General features: G+C 67.5%; 23 protein-coding genes. 7 read left to right on the forward strand and 16 right to left on the reverse strand.

Annotated elements, in window-relative coordinates; all coding sequences use genetic code 11:
* Positions 1-169: 169 nt before the first annotated feature.
* From E1267_RS44645 to E1267_RS44665, 8 genes are all read right to left on the reverse strand, one after another.
* Positions 170-325: a hypothetical protein gene (locus E1267_RS44645; RefSeq protein ID WP_165959828.1), complete on the reverse strand. Its 156-nt coding sequence runs from the start codon at positions 323-325 to the stop codon at positions 170-172.
* A gap of 13 nt (positions 326-338) precedes the next feature.
* Complete coding sequence (locus tag E1267_RS28180; protein ID WP_132336680.1) at positions 339-1,301, reverse strand: hypothetical protein; 963 nt, start codon at positions 1,299-1,301, stop codon at positions 339-341.
* A gap of 3 nt (positions 1,302-1,304) precedes the next feature.
* Positions 1,305-1,457 (reverse strand): hypothetical protein, encoded by a 153-nt coding sequence (locus tag E1267_RS44650; protein ID WP_165959829.1) that lies wholly within the window; start codon positions 1,455-1,457, stop codon positions 1,305-1,307.
* Complete coding sequence (locus E1267_RS28185) at positions 1,454-1,834, reverse strand: RRQRL motif-containing zinc-binding protein (protein WP_132336682.1); 381 nt, start codon at positions 1,832-1,834, stop codon at positions 1,454-1,456. Before E1267_RS28185 ends, E1267_RS44650 begins: the two co-directional genes overlap by 4 nt.
* Entirely contained in the window at positions 1,831-2,055 is a 225-nt protein-coding gene (locus tag E1267_RS28190; RefSeq protein WP_132336684.1) for a hypothetical protein, read from the reverse strand. The genes E1267_RS28185 and E1267_RS28190 overlap by 4 nt, the downstream gene beginning before the upstream one ends.
* 192 nt (positions 2,056-2,247) lie before the next feature.
* Positions 2,248-2,580, reverse strand: coding sequence for a WhiB family transcriptional regulator (locus E1267_RS44655; protein ID WP_165959830.1), 333 nt, complete (start codon positions 2,578-2,580; stop codon positions 2,248-2,250).
* The gene (locus E1267_RS44660; protein ID WP_165959831.1) at positions 2,577-2,780 is read right to left on the reverse strand and encodes a hypothetical protein; all 204 of its coding nucleotides are present in this window, start codon (positions 2,778-2,780) and stop codon (positions 2,577-2,579) included. Before E1267_RS44660 ends, E1267_RS44655 begins: the two co-directional genes overlap by 4 nt.
* Before the next feature lie 111 nt (positions 2,781-2,891).
* Entirely contained in the window at positions 2,892-3,149 is a 258-nt protein-coding gene (locus tag E1267_RS44665) for a hypothetical protein (protein ID WP_165959832.1), read from the reverse strand.
* A 344-nt stretch (positions 3,150-3,493) separates the two neighbouring features.
* Here E1267_RS44665 and E1267_RS28200 point away from each other — a divergent pair, with 344 nt between their 5' ends.
* Entirely contained in the window at positions 3,494-4,333 is an 840-nt protein-coding gene (locus E1267_RS28200; RefSeq protein ID WP_132336688.1) for a GntR family transcriptional regulator, read from the forward strand.
* On the forward strand, positions 4,333-5,022 hold the full coding sequence (locus E1267_RS28205; protein ID WP_132336690.1) for an HAD family hydrolase: 690 nt from the start codon (positions 4,333-4,335) through the stop codon (positions 5,020-5,022). Before E1267_RS28200 ends, E1267_RS28205 begins: the two co-directional genes overlap by 1 nt.
* On the opposite strand, the gene E1267_RS28210 is transcribed toward E1267_RS28205, so the two are convergent.
* Positions 5,023-5,442 carry a GntR family transcriptional regulator gene (locus tag E1267_RS28210; protein WP_132336692.1) on the reverse strand — a complete coding sequence of 140 codons (420 nt, stop codon included), beginning with the start codon at positions 5,440-5,442 and terminating at the stop codon, positions 5,023-5,025.
* Positions 5,443-5,543: 101 nt separating this feature from the next.
* Between E1267_RS28210 and E1267_RS28215 the strand changes: the two genes are divergently transcribed.
* A complete protein-coding gene (locus E1267_RS28215) occupies positions 5,544-6,164 on the forward strand; it encodes a hypothetical protein (RefSeq protein WP_132336694.1) in 621 nt (206 codons plus the stop codon).
* A gap of 275 nt (positions 6,165-6,439) precedes the next feature.
* On the opposite strand, the gene E1267_RS28220 is transcribed toward E1267_RS28215, so the two are convergent.
* The 5 genes from E1267_RS28220 to E1267_RS28240 all read right to left on the reverse strand — a co-directional run bounded on the left by E1267_RS28220 (position 6,440) and on the right by E1267_RS28240 (position 9,471).
* Positions 6,440-7,003: a DinB family protein gene (locus E1267_RS28220; protein WP_132336696.1), complete on the reverse strand. Its 564-nt coding sequence runs from the start codon at positions 7,001-7,003 to the stop codon at positions 6,440-6,442.
* Positions 7,004-7,092: 89 nt separating this feature from the next.
* Positions 7,093-7,254 (reverse strand): DUF397 domain-containing protein, encoded by a 162-nt coding sequence (locus tag E1267_RS28225; RefSeq protein ID WP_132336698.1) that lies wholly within the window; start codon positions 7,252-7,254, stop codon positions 7,093-7,095.
* Positions 7,255-7,613: 359 nt separating this feature from the next.
* Entirely contained in the window at positions 7,614-8,468 is an 855-nt protein-coding gene (locus E1267_RS28230; RefSeq protein WP_132336700.1) for an alpha/beta fold hydrolase, read from the reverse strand.
* 159 nt (positions 8,469-8,627) lie between these two features.
* Complete coding sequence (locus E1267_RS28235; protein WP_132336702.1) at positions 8,628-9,074, reverse strand: ester cyclase; 447 nt, start codon at positions 9,072-9,074, stop codon at positions 8,628-8,630.
* 25 nt (positions 9,075-9,099) lie between these two features.
* Entirely contained in the window at positions 9,100-9,471 is a 372-nt protein-coding gene (locus E1267_RS28240) for a DoxX family protein (RefSeq protein WP_132336704.1), read from the reverse strand.
* 209 nt (positions 9,472-9,680) lie between these two features.
* Here E1267_RS28240 and E1267_RS28245 point away from each other — a divergent pair, with 209 nt between their 5' ends.
* A complete protein-coding gene (locus E1267_RS28245) occupies positions 9,681-10,022 on the forward strand; it encodes a VOC family protein (RefSeq protein ID WP_132336706.1) in 342 nt (113 codons plus the stop codon).
* Positions 10,023-10,046: 24 nt separating this feature from the next.
* Here E1267_RS28245 and E1267_RS28250 read toward each other — a convergent pair whose 3' ends face one another.
* Together E1267_RS28250 and E1267_RS28255 are read right to left on the reverse strand one after the other, a co-directional pair.
* The gene (locus tag E1267_RS28250) at positions 10,047-10,274 is read right to left on the reverse strand and encodes a hypothetical protein (RefSeq protein ID WP_132336708.1); all 228 of its coding nucleotides are present in this window, start codon (positions 10,272-10,274) and stop codon (positions 10,047-10,049) included.
* Positions 10,275-10,375: 101 nt separating this feature from the next.
* Entirely contained in the window at positions 10,376-10,792 is a 417-nt protein-coding gene (locus E1267_RS28255; protein WP_246064316.1) for a DUF5980 family protein, read from the reverse strand.
* A 219-nt stretch (positions 10,793-11,011) separates the two neighbouring features.
* On the opposite strand from E1267_RS28255, the gene E1267_RS48040 reads away from it, so the two are divergent.
* From E1267_RS48040 to E1267_RS28270, 3 genes are read left to right on the forward strand one after another with little or no spacing between them, the layout of a single operon-like run.
* Complete coding sequence (locus E1267_RS48040; RefSeq protein ID WP_132336736.1) at positions 11,012-11,569, forward strand: GNAT family N-acetyltransferase; 558 nt, start codon at positions 11,012-11,014, stop codon at positions 11,567-11,569.
* Positions 11,570-11,605: 36 nt separating this feature from the next.
* Positions 11,606-12,826 carry a sensor histidine kinase gene (locus E1267_RS28265; RefSeq protein ID WP_220449713.1) on the forward strand — a complete coding sequence of 407 codons (1,221 nt, stop codon included), beginning with the start codon at positions 11,606-11,608 and terminating at the stop codon, positions 12,824-12,826.
* Positions 12,823-13,506 (forward strand): response regulator, encoded by a 684-nt coding sequence (locus E1267_RS28270; RefSeq protein WP_132336712.1) that lies wholly within the window; start codon positions 12,823-12,825, stop codon positions 13,504-13,506. Before E1267_RS28265 ends, E1267_RS28270 begins: the two co-directional genes overlap by 4 nt.
* Positions 13,507-13,516: the final 10 nt, after the last annotated feature.

Raw genomic sequence — 13,516 nt, forward strand, 5'->3', positions numbered from 1 at the left:
GTCCGGGGTCGGGTCGGCGGGGTCACCGGTCGGCTCGTACGGGTGGTGGGTCATGATGTGTGCACCTCGTGCTCGTTGCAGGTTGCGGGGTGGCAGGGCACGGCTTCGGTTTGGCGACTGGGGGCCGTGCCCTGCTTGTTGATGGCGGTGTGCTCGGGCGTGCGCTGGTTCATCGGGCGTCTGTCGTTTCGTGGTGGCGGCGGTAGGCCGACATGTGGGCGTGGATCTTGGCCCGGGTGCGCGGGGCGGTGATGACCATGCGGATGTAGATGGACAGGGGGACGGCCAGGCAGATCAGGCTGGCGATGAGAGCGATGGTGAACATGGCGGGTTTCTCCTCAGGTGGTGGTGTCGGTGCGCAGGGCGTCACGGACGGCGCGGGCGGTGTCCATGCCGCACCCCAGGGCGCGGCGGATCTTGTCGGCACCGGCGTTGGCGGGTAGCTCACCGGTGGCGATGAGGTGCCGGGCGCGGGCGGTAAGCGCGTCCGGGGCGGTGGTGTTCGGCCTGTACGGAGGGCCGGTAGGGGTACTGGCGGGGTGGTGGTCCAGGTCGGAGAAGGCGGCCAGGATGATGGGCAGGGCGGTGACGATGGCCACGGCCACGATGGGTCCCAGGATGTGCAGCACGAGCCGGGACAGGGAGAAGTCGACGCCGTCCGGCAGTGCCCAGGGCAGGTAGGGCCAGGCGTTCATACCGAGCGTGAGTGCCAGGAACAGCCACTCGATCCGCACCAGCGTGCGTGACTCGATCGGTTGGCCGTGGGTGCCCATGTAGGCGCGGGCGCCCACGACCACGAGCAGGGCCAGGGACAGGAACGGTTCGACCAGCCAGGCGAACACCCACGAGGGTGACCAGGGCGGGGCGCCTTCGGCGGCGAACTTCTGGACGCCGGCGGTGGACCAGGCCAGCGCGAGCGTCAGCGACACCAGGGCGGCGGTGACCAGCAGCCGCCGCATGCGGGCGGCCTGCCAGGCGCGCATCTCGGGGTCTTGGGCCAGCGTGTGCAGGCGGGCGGCCTGCTGTGCAGCCTTGCGGCGCTTGCGCACCTTGGGCGTGTCCAGCAGCAGCGGGGCGTCGTCGTCCTGGAGGTCGGCCAGCAGGTGCGCTTCGGCGACTTCGGCGCGAAGCTGCTGCACGCGCTTGGTCTCGCCGGTCGGCGCGGCGGGCGTGCTCCGCGTGCCGGTGGGGATGGCCGGGGTGGTGGCCTGGCTGGCTACGTGCTGCTCCAGTTCGGCCAGTCCGCGCGCCACCTCCTCCGGGGTTGGCTCGGGGGCCGGGTCAGGGTTGAGCGTGGTCACGGGTCAGCCCTCCTCGGGCAGGTCGGCGATGAGGTCGGTCAGGTCTTCGAGCACGCGCTCCAGGACGTACTGGCTGTCGCGGTGCTCGTCGTTCAGTTCGGTGTCGATGTGGTCGGCCAGGGCGCGCAGCTTGGCGCGGATCTCGGACGGGGTCATGCGGCACGCTCCTGTGCGCAGTCGAGGCAGGTTCCGAGATGGCGGGGCAGCACGTATCCGGCGTCCTGCTTGCACTCGGGGCAGGTGCGGCGGGCGGCGGTGGCCTTGGCCAGCGCGGCGAGCTGTGCCGACGTCGGGATGCGCTTCGGGAGCGCGAACCGCACGTCGTACAGGTAGGCCGCACGGACGCCGGGCGCACCGTGCCGCCTGGACGCCCACAGGATCTGTGCCTGGACGCCCTGACCGCCGGGCCGGAGCTTGCGGGTGGCGAGCTGGCGCAGGGTGAGCAGGTGCGGCGGGGCCATCTGCCAGGGGTAGGTGGGGATGCCGTGCCGGTCGCCGGTGGGATCCCAGAAGCGGGCGCGGATGCGGCTCATGAGCGGCCCCACCCTCCCCAGCAGCGCGGGCAACCGGGCCGGTCACAGAAGTTGGCCGGGTCGGCAGACCAGCAACTGATGACCACGTCCACCGGTTCGGCGCGGCGGACCATGAGCCGCGCCACCTGGTGGAGCCGGTAGCGCTCCTGAGCGATGCGGATCAGGTCGCAGGTCAGCAGGCCGCCGATGAAGGTTCCGGCGTAGGTCAGGAACGTGAGCATGGAAGGTTCCTCCTTAGTGATCGAGGTGGGAGCGGTGGACGGTCCGGCAGGAACGGCAGCCGGGGGCGGGGCGGCAGGTCGCGCCGTGTACCGGGCAGTGCTGGGAGTGGCGTCCGGCGGTGGTGCCACAGCGCGGGCAGCCGATGACATTTGCGGAGCGCTGGCCGCAGTCGAGGCAGCGGAAGCGGGCCATCAGGCCACCTCTTTCGGGAGGTCGATCCGGGCGAAGATGCGGGTCAGGGCGTTGATCTCGTCAGCGGTGTAACCGGCCCACACGCCGTCGCGTGGTCGGATAGTCAGGGCGTAGTCGAGGCACGCTGCGCGGGCGGGGCATCGCGCGCAGATGGCCTTGGCCAGGGCCTCGCGGTCCTGCCGTGCCTGGTCGGGCTCCTCACCCTCGGGACTGGTGAACAGGTCCGCGTCTTCGAGCTGGCAGGCCGGATCCTGCTTGAGCAGGTCGGCCAGCAAGTTGAGCGGTTGGCTTCCGCCGAACAAGGCGGGGAACGGGTCAGCGGTGGTGGTCACAGGGCCACCCCCAGCGCGGACAGGGCGTCGATCAGGCAGAGCCAGGCGCAGGTGTGGCAGACGGGCGGGGACGGCGGTTCGTAGCCAGGCGCGGACTCCTCCGCGCCCTCGCAGATGCCGCACGTCCACTGGACTCCCCAAGCGTCGATGGGCTCGGAGTTGATCCAGGAGATACCGGCGTACTTGGACCGGTAGAGCATGATGAGAACACCTCTCTGAGATGGGAGGGCCGGGGACGGCACCGTGTCTTGGCAGGCGAGGGGCCGTCCCTGGCGCGCAACGTGCGCGGATGATGCGGGTTGAAGGAGCGCCTAGCCGTTGAGCTGGTCGGGCTCCAGCGCGAAGAACATGACGTTGAGCGAGTGAGCGCCGGTCTTCTCCTTGGCGATCTCGCAGATCTGCATGTAGACGTCCATGCGAGAGGCCCCTGCGGGGATGTCCGCCGTGCTGGAGAAGGTGGCGCTGCCGAAGCCGCCGCCCTGCGGCCACTGCACGGTGATCAGCCACATGTAGCGGGTCGGGTTGGTGGTGCTCGCGCTCTGACGTTCGTCAGTGGTGGCGGTGTTCATGGTGACGAACTCCCTTGACGGGTGATGGGAAGAAAGGTGACCAGGTCCCATTGCCTGGTCGGGGCGCCTTTTCAGGTCTGGGAGGCGGTGACCCATTCAGTTGTCTGAGTGGCATGTGCGACAGCCCGTCGGCGTGCGGCCTGATGGCCGCCTTCCCAGGTCTTCCGGCTGTGCGGAGGGCGACATGACCAGCTATGCGGCCCTGTTGCCCGGCATCCGTCCCGCCTGACCAACTTGTCTAGGCAGGTCGTACAAGCAACATGTTGAATGGCCTGGCTAGTCATGTCAAGTGGCATGGCCAACTTGGCTAGAAATGCTGTTCAGGTGCCGCTACGATTGAGGGCATGAGACTCGATCCGGACGATCCACGTCCGCCCTATCTCCAGGTGGCCTCGCAGCTCAGAGCGGCCATCCTTACCAGGAAGTTCGCGCCGGGAGAGAAGCTCCCCTCAGGGCCGGAACTCGCCCAGACCTTCGGCGTGGCGCGGCAAACGATCCAGCAGGCCGTCCGGGAACTCCGGGATGAGGGCCTGATCGTGTCCCGCCAGGGCAGCGGCGTGTTCGTCCGAGAGAAGACAGCCCGCCCCGTTGGCTTGCGCCCCCACATCGAGCAAGCGTTCAAGCGACCTGAGGTCACCATCGACTTCGCCGGGTTTTCAGGGGAGACCTTGCACGGGGCGATTCAGGAAGCGCTCGACAGCATCCGCGCCGGGCGTCTGACACCTGAGCGCATCTCGATCCGACTGATCCTGCCGGACACAGATCGTCCATGGTCACTCCCCTGTCGGGTGGACAACGGGCAGGATGAGCCGCTGTTCAGACAACGTGCCGAAAAGATCACATCTCGACATGCGCAGGCCATCGTGGAGTCCGTCCACGAGTTGCGCGATCTCGGCTTGGTCGCGCAGGCGTCGGCGGAGGTTCGGATCTCCGGAGAACCGCCGCGTTTCAAGATGTACGTCATCAACGGAGAAGAGGCGTTCTTCGGCTACTACGCCGTAGCCGAACACACCGTGGCACTAGGCGGGTCGCCGGTCGTGATGTATGACCTGATGGGCAAGGACACCGAGCTGTTTCACTTCGCGCTTAGCGACGGTCCAGACTCCACGTCTGCCCAGTTCGTCCAGCAGTCGTCAGCGTGGTTTGACGCCTGCTGGGCCAGCGTGGCGCGCGAGGTGTCGTGATGGCGCTATCGGGGGCGGAAGCCGTGCAGGCTGTCATGAGCAAGGCTCAGTGCCTGCTCCTGGACTTCGACGGACCGGTCTGCGACATCTTCGCCGGACTACCGGCACCTACAGTGGCAGCTCGACTCAGGGCCACACTTGAAGGCGCCGGCGCTGCACTGCCACCCGAAGTGCAGGCCACGGACGATCCCTTGGAGGTCTTCCGCTTCAGTGGCGGTCTCGGTGAGGATCTAAACGAACTGGGACTGAGCGCCCTCACGCGCCTGGAGGTAGAAGCGGCTGGTACGGCACGGCTGACCCACGGCGCTGTGGAACTTCTAGCGAGAGCGCGTGCTTGGGGAATGCTGATCGCGATCGTCAGCAACAACTCTGCGTCTGCAGTCGGGGCCTTCCTGGATCGAGAGGGGCTTGCCGAACAGATCGACTACCTCTCGGCACGCTCAGCGGTGGACCCTTCGCTGATGAAGCCGAACCCGCACTTGCTTGACCAGGCGGTTAGCCGCTTCGGGGTAGATCCGTCGGCGTCCCTACTGGTTGGGGACTCGGTTACGGATGTCGAAGCGTCCAAGCTGGCCGGGGTGGTCGCTGTGGGCTACGCGAACAAGCCGGGGAAGGTTGGGCGGCTTGCCATGGCCGGGGCGGATCTCATCGTGACCAGCATGTTCGAGCTGGCGGACGCGCTCAGGTAATCACTCCCTGCCGAGTGCGGGACCTGCGTCGATCTCTGAGCGTGCCAGTATTTCGACGTGGCCATCGGCGTAGGTCACCACGAGAACCGGCTCGCCCTCGGGCAGGCCCAGCACGGCACGCTCCTTGGCGGTCGGCATCCGGGCCCTGATCCTGGCGGGCTTCTCCAGGCTCACCAACGCGAGCGCCGGTGGTGTGCGGACGGTGCTGCCTCGGCGGTTCTCCGTGTCGATGAGACCCTCGGTGCGCAGTAGCCGCAAAGCCTGACGGATGGTTGCCTTGCCGGTGCCGAACTCGTCCGCCAAAGCGTCCTCGTTCTTGAGCTTGGTTCCAGGGCGGAGCGCGCCGTCTTCGATCTGGGCGCGTAGGGCGTCGGCCACCTGGACGTACAGCGGCGTGAACGAGTTCGGATCAACGTGCACTCTCCCATGATTCTGTCGCTATAGCGCTTCTGCACCTTTACGCTATTACGTAATAGCGCATCAAGGGCGTGCGCTGACCGACTCCGTAGGGAAGCACTGCCATGACCACAAGCCTTCGCGTGCCGTACATCACGGCCTGGTCTGAGGAGACGGTGCCGCATCCGCTTGGGTTCGCATGGTCCGATGAGGCCGCCGGGCTCAGACTCACCTACGCAGACCCGCAGCCGCAGGATTGGATGTACGGCGTGCTGTGGGCGCGACAGGGTCTCTCGGCTCACGGCCGCCCGGAATGGAAGCTCGTCAACACGCTCAGGCAGCGCCGGTGCATGCTGCACCGGCTATGTCAGGTGTGCGGCGCGAGCGCCGTTGATCCCGTCAGCGGGCGCATATCGTGGCTGCTGGCCGACGATCCCAGCGGGAAGCCGGGAACCGCTGGTTACACCAACGCACCGCCTACCTGTCCGAGCTGCATCCCGCAAGCGCTCGCATCCTGTCCACGTCTTCGCCGGGGCGCAGTGATCTACGCGGTGGGCGACTGCGAGCCGTACGGCGTCGTTGGCGACATGTTCGAGCCTTCCGGCCGTCGCGGCGTCGTTCAGATACAGCGGAACGCGTCGATCCCGCTCGACGCGTTCCAGCGACTCGAACGAGCGTTGGCCAAGCAGTTGCTGGTAGTCCTAAATGATCTACATCGGGCTCCAACACCCCGAGAGACCCGCTAGGGACACTACGTGTCCCCGGTGTCCCCCCTGTCCCCGTTCATGCTCTGACCAGGGAAAACGTTATGAGTCTGCGGGGACAGTGCCGGGGACACCCTGTCCCCGGTGTCCCCGGCGGAGGGTTACGCGCGCATCTATCAGTGGTGAAGCTTCGCCAACTTCGAACATGCAGGTAGAAGGGCGGTAAAGATCGTGAAGCCTTGCGGCGGCGGCAGCAGCCACGGAGCGTCACGGAGTCCACGTAGGGTTCCGAAGCTCGATCGCCGGTTACCGAAAAGTCATATTCGGCGCGGTACGGCTCCGTCCTGCCAGCGGTAGAGGTCGCGCAGCAGGGAAATCTCGGCGCCGTGATGGATCAGCTCCCTGTTGACGTGCAGGACCCTGTTCTCCATGGGAAACCGCTCGGGACCCACCGTGGGCGGATTGTCCAGGTCGGCGTCCGAGAGTTCGCGGACCCCCGCGTTCCATCTCCCATACACCTCATCGAGCTGTTTCAGCGCCTCGTCAGCGGTCCCCGCGTAGGCGAATGTCTGGAAGTCCACGTCCTGGCCGCCGAAGTACCATCCGGCCCGATAGCCCAAGCAGGAGACGATGATGTGCGCCAGCCGCCAGGCAATCGTGGTCACCGGCGCCGGCACCGGGTCAGGAGACGCGAAGTCCACCGTCCACTCCCCCGAACCTGCCGACATCGGTGCGGCCGACGTGCCACGTGGGCGGATGCTCCAGCAGCCGCGCACCGGCTCCCAGAAGTACTCCTCATCGGTAAGACCGTCCAGCCGCGACCGCAGGTTCTTGCGCCAGTGCCAGTCCAACTGCTCCGCGAGTCGCTCGCTTCTTGTCATTTGCGCACTCTACAGACGACGGAGACCTGGCTGCGAGCCTCGCGGACGCCGTCGACGGCCGTGGGCCGCAAGCCGCGTATCCCAAGGGCTCAGCGTTTGATCTCCTCCAGAAAGTAGGCCCACTCCTCCGGCTCGAACCGTAGGACCGCTCCACCCCTGTTCTTGGAGTCCCGTACCAAGACGGCCGCGGGGTCGTTGGCGGCCACTTCGACGCAGTTGTCGGTCTTCGGGTACGAGTTGAGTAACAGCATGAAAGGCGCTTCGCGCGTCTCCTACGTGCTTCGCACGATTGCGCTGCAACATTTGGGGGCGCGGCGGACGGTCGGGGCAGGTCAGATGCCCCCAGTGTTACAGCCTGAGTGTCCAACTGCGTGACAACGACCAAGGTTGATCACAGACGTCGATGGACGTTGATGGACAGTCGAATGCAGGTCACAGGCACTCTCGTCATGATCCGTACATGTGTTCGATTTGCCTGATAAGGAAGAGGTCCCAGGTACAAGTCCTGGTAGCCCCACCCAGTTCACAGGCCATTTCCGGAGCTCGGAAGTGGCCTTTTCCGATCCTCGGACGCTGGGCTCACAAGGGCGTTCGGGCCGCCGTTGACTCCTCAGCCAGCCCTTCGGGTCTGCCTCTCCACTGCGGCGCGGAACGCCACACCGAACTGGTCCGGTGCTTCCAGCCAGGGAAAGTGCCCGGCGTTCGGGACGATGATGACCTCGCAGCCGAGGCGTGTTCCGAGGCGTCGCAGGGCATCGGCGGGGCGGCTGTCACCGGCCCCGCCGATGATCACGGAGCCGGGCGGCAGGCGCTCGCGAAGGTCGTCCACGTGTGATTCGAGCGGGTCGGCTTTGGCCGCCGCGTTGAGCTGGGCGTTCATCGTGTAGTTGATGGGCCGCAGCGTACGCGCTGATGCCAGCGCCCACTCGCATGCCCGAGCTCGGTCGGCGTGGTCGGTGAGCCACGACAGCGTGAGGTACTCGACCTCCTCGGTGTCCGTACGCGTTTCGATCGCATCGAGTTCGTCGAGCCTGGTCTGCTGCTCGTCAGTGAGTCGTGCCCGCTGTGCTGCTCGGTAGGCCTTTCGCCACGGATCCAGGAAGGGCCCGGCGAGCTGGATCAGCCCGGCCACGCGCTCGGGATGGGCCAGCAGGAAGTAGCCGGCCATGTTGGTTCCGAACGAATGCCCCACCAGCACAACCCGGTCGTGTCCCCACGCGTCGAGCAGCGACGCCAGGTCGTCGACGTGGCGAGCGATCGTGTGCTGCCCCTCCCAGGACGACCCGCCGGTGCCGCGCTGGTCGTAGCGGTGGACCAGGCACAGATCGTCGATCATGCCCGCGACCGGGGCGAGATAGTCGGGGACGCCTGGACCGCCGTGCACCATGACCACCGGGTGTCTCCGCGGGCCCGGAGAGCCCGCGGTCCAGGTGCGCAGCCGCGCACCGTCATCCAGCTCGATCATGGACGAGAGTGTAGTGGCGCAGCCACCAGGTCACGCGGAGCCGACAAGGCAGGATTGGTGTTCAGCGTCTTGTGCGCGGTGAGAGCCTGCCCCGCGGCTCCTGCTCGGTCGACGGCTCGCCGGCCGAGCAGGGGCGCGAGCATCGGTGTGAACGCCTCGTCAGGCGTTCGGTCCCTTGAGCACGCCGAGCTGCCGCATCTGTGACATGACGTCGACGACCGCCCAGGTCTCGGCGACCCGCCCGTCGGTGAAACGGGCGATGAGGATTTCCTTGTACGTGATGAACCTGCCGGTCGGCGGCACGCCCATGTACTCGCCCCGGTGCGTCCCGGTCACCGTGTTCCTGGTGACGACCTTGTCGCCTTCCGCGATCACGTCCTCGATCTCGACGTGGAGGTCGGGGAAGGCCCGGTGCAGCACCGCGAGCACCTCTTTCATCGCCGACGTCCCCTTCGTCTCGATCGGCAGCGGCGTGCGAATCTGCACATCCGGCTGGACGACCTCGTCGATCGTCCTGGAGATGATCTCTTCGTCGCCGGTGCTGACGGCGTCGTGGAAGCGGCGGAGCGTCTCCTTGTTGCGTTCCACCGTGGTGATGACGGACATGTGCTCTCCTTCTGAGGCGGGTGGGTCATACGGCGTAGGGGCCGAACCGGCCCCAGACGACGAGCGCGGTGAGGGCGAGGAGAATGACGGTGACCGCCAGCCCGGACGGCTCCCTGCGGCGGACATGCACGGCGGCCGCCACGATCATCATCACCGTGAATCCGGCCGCGGCGATCGGCGTCAAGACGGGAACGATCCCGGTGGCGGCGGGAAGGATCAGCCCGGCCGCCCCGAGCACCTCCATCACGCCGATGAACCGCACCGCCCCCTGGGAGAACGTCTCCATCCACGGATACTTGCCGACCAGCTTGTCCTTCGGCCTGGTGAGCTTCGCCAGGCCGGACATGACGTACAAGGCGGCCAGGAGCACCTGCACGATCCACAGGACCACGTTCATCGAGGTGTCTCACCCCCGGCTCTCGGTGTGGAGGCCGTGTCGGTGCGGCCGTGCCGCCCGCGCGGAAGGCCGGAAAGGTTGTCGCTCATGTCCAGGTGACGAACGGGCGGCCTGCCTGGGGACAGGGTCTTTCCATGGCGTGCCGATGAGTTCCCGGCGTTGCGGAAGTCAGTACGAGTGACCCATCGACCACGCACGTGGAGGACGACATGGCGCGAGACCTCTTCGCCGGCATTCCCGTCACCGACTACGCGTCGGCGTTGCCGTGGTACGAGCGGCTGTTCGGCGGGCCTCCCGCGTTCTTCCCGAACGACATCGAGGCGGTGTGGGAACTGGCCGACAACCGCTACGTCTACATCATTCAGGACCCGGAGCGGGCGGGGAACGCCCTGCTGATGTCGTTCGTCGACGACCTGGACGAGCGGGTCGCCGAGATCGCCCGGCGCGGCATCGAGGCCGCCGGGCGCGAGACGTACGACGGTGGCGTGACCAAGGTGACCTACCGCGACGCGGAGGGCAACGAGATCAGCTTCGGCGGCGGTCGGGACTGAGACCTTCAGGCGGCCGGGCCCGTCTCAGCCGGGGGAGTCACCGCCGTGTTCGATCAGGTACTGCTGCTCCAGGCCGGCCGCGTCTTCGCCTTCGGCCTCGTAGAGGTCGGCGGACCAGGGAATCGGGCAGGGCGGCCGGTGGTCGGGATCGGGGCAGAGCAGCCGCTGCACCTGCTCCTCGATGTCCCGAGCCTGCTCCTCGGTGGCGTACATCTCCACGCGCAGTTCCCACCGGGTTCTGTCGTCTGCCATGCCTCTATTGTCCGGGAGGTGGGGAGTGCCCGGTTCGTGGCGCGTACCGGTTCCGGACACTCCCCGCCTGCTCCGCCAGGATCACCTGGCGCCGGTCATGGCTAGCACCACTCCTTGACGCTGATGGTGACGGGGATGGACTCGGTTCGTGTACCGTCCGAGGCCGTTAACCGCGACTCGTACACCTTGGCCGACGATGGGGGGAAGGTCAGGAAGATCCAGCCGTTGATCGTCGTGGACCCGTCCTCGGGGTCGGTGTAGTTGGATCCAGGCGGGATCGGCGCACTTTCGTGGGTAGCACCCGGGGGCAGGTTCTTCATCCCCATCTGGATGGTCGTCGACCAGCGTCCGACCACCGCGGCGATGAGGTAAGTGCTGTGGTTGTAACCGGCCTGCACGCAGATCTTCTGGTGGGAGTGCTTCAGCTCCCACGTGCCGGCCGAGGCTGGGACGGTGCCGGACAGGGCCAGCGCCACGCCGGCCGTCGCGCCGAGTGCCAGCCTGGCGGCACGCTTCATCGTGGGCACGGCTTCCTCCTTGATGTTCGTACGTCGGGTGTTCTCGCATGTGCGTGACCGGGCATCACGTTGACATGTTCAAATTTAAACATCTGGGGGATCAAGGGAAAGACTTTTGCCGCGTGGTGGAAACTCCCGGTCAGGACCGTCCGTGGAGGGACCTGACGGCGGCGGCGATCTCGTCCACCAGGCCGATGCCGCGCTGCTGGCGCGGCCTTTCTGGAGCGGGAGAATGCGCTCGCGTTCATCGCCCGTTCGTCGGACGAGGCCGTCGGTTATGCCACGGCGACCCTCCACGAGCGTTCCGGCGACGTGCTCGCGCGGCCGAGGAGCTTCGTCGCCCTGGAGCATCTCGCCGTGGACCCCGGCGTGGTGCGTACGAGGATTGGCACCGCCCTGGTCGAGGCCGCGCGTACGGCTGGAAAGGAGGCGGGCTGCTCCGGTCTGGCAAATGCGGCGGTGAAATGGTGCCGGGTGGAGCAGCCGGCGCTCCTTGACGTTCCGCGGTTGAAATGCCGCGTGTCAGTTTCCCGCGGAGTTGGACGCCGTCACCGCACCGACCCGCAACGGGGTCTCTTCCACCTTCACCATGACCGGGCGTCGTTTCACAGCTGCCCCTTCGTCGGATGGATCCCTTCAGTATCCTTGCCCGCACCACGTCCATTGACAAACTCCACATCTGAATTGTCATCAGACCGGTCAGCAGAACTCACGAATGGATTCCCCGCCACCGGTGGATTTCCATCCGGCACGGCGTACGCGCTTGACACAGACTGATCGGAGAGGGGTCGGTGCGCGAGGCAGGGAGATCGGGTGAGTGACCGGGTGAGAGATGGCGCGCGGTGGGTCCTGGCGTTCGACGCGGAAGGCGCGGGGCTCGCCCTGCCGCTCCGCTCGGCGCTGGCCCTGTCGCTGGTGGGCGCTCTGGGGGTGGTGCTGGCCGCGATCGTCTGGCACACCCTGCTCGACGACTACGGCGTACGCAACGTGACGGCCGGCACCCTGGGGCTGGCGACGGCGATCGCGCTGGTGGTGGCCCGCTTCCGGCCCAGGGCGGCGTGGTGGTTGTCGCTGACCGCGGCCGTGGTGGCGACCGTGACGTCCCAGGCCGAGCTGGACGGGATGGTGTGGCCGGCGCCGGTGCTGGTGGCCCACGTGGCCGTGCTGGGTCTGGTGGGATTCGGGGCACCGCACGTGATGCTGGCCGAGATGTGGCTCGGGACGCTGGCGGCCGGGATCGTTCTGGGGGCGGGGCTGCCGGGCGAGCCGGCGCTGGTGAGCCTGATGGACATGTCGTTGTTGTCCGGCATGGTGCTGATCACCGTGGGCGCGCTCGGCGGGCATCGTGACGCGCTGCGCCGGGTGGCCCTCGCGGACCGGAAGGCGCTGGCGGAGCAGACCAGGTCCGTGCTGCTGGAGGAGCGCGCCAGGATCGCGCGGGAGCTGCACGACGTGGTGGCCCACCACATGTCGGTCGTCGCGGTGCAGGCCGAGGCGGCTCCCTACCGGGTGTCCGATCCTCCGCCGGAGCTGGCGCGGAGTTTCGCCACGATCCGGTCGAGCGCGGTGGAGGCGCTCACCGAGCTTCACCGCATCCTCGACCTGCTGAGGAACGGCACGGACGAGGCGAGCCCGCAGCCGACCCTGGACCGGTTGGGCGAGCTGGTCGGCCGGCTTCGGGCCGCGGGCACGCCGGTGACCATGCGCGTCGACGGCGAACGCAGGGCGCTCCCGCCGGGGGTGGAGCTGTCGGCGTACCGGATCGTGCAGGAGGCGCTGAGCAACGCGCTGCAGCACGCGCCGGGTGCACGGGTCGGCGTCGAGGTGACGTACAAGCCTGGCGATCTTCACATCCGCGTCGACAACGACCCGCCACCCAACCCGCCTCCACCGTCCGAACGCCCGGGACACGGCCTGCTCGGCATGCGCGAGCGCGTGTCCATGCTGGCCGGGGAGCTGGCGGCGGGCGTGCGGCAGGACGGGGGCTACACGGTGACGGTACGGCTGCCGCTCGGCGGGAGGGAGGTCAGGTGAGCATCCGGGTGCTGATCGCCGACGACCAGTCGATGGTGCGTGAGGCGTTCGTCGTCCTGCTGAACGCCCAGCCCGACATCGAGGTGGTGGGCGAGGCCGTCGACGGTGACGACGCGCTGGACAAGGCCGCCGCGCTGGAGCCCGACGTCGTGCTGATGGACGTGCGCATGCCGGGAACCGACGGACTGGAGGCCACCCGCCGCCTTGCCGGGCGCACGAAGGTGCTGATGCTGACCACGTTCGACCTGGACGAGTACGTCTACGAGGCGCTGCGCGCCGGTGCCAGCGGCTTCCTGCTGAAGAAGGCCACGGCACGCGAACTGGGCGAGGCCGTACGCGTCGTCGCGAACGGGGACGCCATGCTGGCGCCGTCCGTCACCCGGCGGCTGATCAGCGCCTTCGCCCGGTTCGGGCCGCCACGGCCGTACACCGGGGGGAGCCCCGGCCCGCTGACCCCGCGCGAGAGTGAGATCCTCACGCTCATCGCGCACGGCCTGTCCAACACCGAGATCGCCGACAACCTCGTCATCGCGGAGCAGACCGTGAAGACCCACGTCAGCAATATCCTGACGAAGATCGGGGTGCGCGATCGTACGCAGGCGGCGGTGTACGCGTTCCAGACCGGACTGGTCACCCCCTACGGCGGAGCTAGATCCTACGATCCCCCCACAGCGCCATGACATGCCGGTG

The organism is Nonomuraea longispora, from assembly GCF_004348345.1.
In the GTDB taxonomy this organism is placed as follows: domain Bacteria; phylum Actinomycetota; class Actinomycetes; order Streptosporangiales; family Streptosporangiaceae; genus Nonomuraea; species Nonomuraea longispora.

Excerpts from the sequence above, each read along its gene's own strand:
- E1267_RS28230 (WP_132336700.1), bottom strand. The coding sequence starts at position 8,468 with ATGATCGAGCTGGATGACGGTGCGCGGCTGCGCACCTGGACCGCGGGC.
- E1267_RS28200 (WP_132336688.1), top strand. The coding sequence starts at position 3,494 with ATGAGACTCGATCCGGACGATCCACGTCCGCCCTATCTCCAGGTGGCC.
- E1267_RS44645 (WP_165959828.1), bottom strand. The coding sequence starts at position 325 with ATGTTCACCATCGCTCTCATCGCCAGCCTGATCTGCCTGGCCGTCCCC.
- E1267_RS28185 (WP_132336682.1), bottom strand. The coding sequence starts at position 1,834 with ATGAGCCGCATCCGCGCCCGCTTCTGGGATCCCACCGGCGACCGGCAC.
- E1267_RS28220 (WP_132336696.1), bottom strand. The coding sequence starts at position 7,003 with ATGACAAGAAGCGAGCGACTCGCGGAGCAGTTGGACTGGCACTGGCGC.
- E1267_RS44650 (WP_165959829.1), bottom strand. The coding sequence starts at position 1,457 with ATGACCCCGTCCGAGATCCGCGCCAAGCTGCGCGCCCTGGCCGACCAC.
- E1267_RS28205 (WP_132336690.1), top strand. The coding sequence starts at position 4,333 with ATGGCGCTATCGGGGGCGGAAGCCGTGCAGGCTGTCATGAGCAAGGCT.
- E1267_RS28240 (WP_132336704.1), bottom strand. The coding sequence starts at position 9,471 with ATGAACGTGGTCCTGTGGATCGTGCAGGTGCTCCTGGCCGCCTTGTAC.
- E1267_RS44660 (WP_165959831.1), bottom strand. The coding sequence starts at position 2,780 with ATGCTCTACCGGTCCAAGTACGCCGGTATCTCCTGGATCAACTCCGAG.
- E1267_RS28190 (WP_132336684.1), bottom strand. The coding sequence starts at position 2,055 with ATGCTCACGTTCCTGACCTACGCCGGAACCTTCATCGGCGGCCTGCTG.
- E1267_RS28255 (WP_246064316.1), bottom strand. The coding sequence starts at position 10,792 with ATGAAGCGTGCCGCCAGGCTGGCACTCGGCGCGACGGCCGGCGTGGCG.
- E1267_RS44665 (WP_165959832.1), bottom strand. The coding sequence starts at position 3,149 with ATGAACACCGCCACCACTGACGAACGTCAGAGCGCGAGCACCACCAAC.
- E1267_RS28235 (WP_132336702.1), bottom strand. The coding sequence starts at position 9,074 with ATGTCCGTCATCACCACGGTGGAACGCAACAAGGAGACGCTCCGCCGC.
- E1267_RS28215 (WP_132336694.1), top strand. The coding sequence starts at position 5,544 with ATGACCACAAGCCTTCGCGTGCCGTACATCACGGCCTGGTCTGAGGAG.
- E1267_RS28250 (WP_132336708.1), bottom strand. The coding sequence starts at position 10,274 with ATGGCAGACGACAGAACCCGGTGGGAACTGCGCGTGGAGATGTACGCC.
- E1267_RS28225 (WP_132336698.1), bottom strand. The coding sequence starts at position 7,254 with ATGCTGTTACTCAACTCGTACCCGAAGACCGACAACTGCGTCGAAGTG.
- E1267_RS28245 (WP_132336706.1), top strand. The coding sequence starts at position 9,681 with ATGGCGCGAGACCTCTTCGCCGGCATTCCCGTCACCGACTACGCGTCG.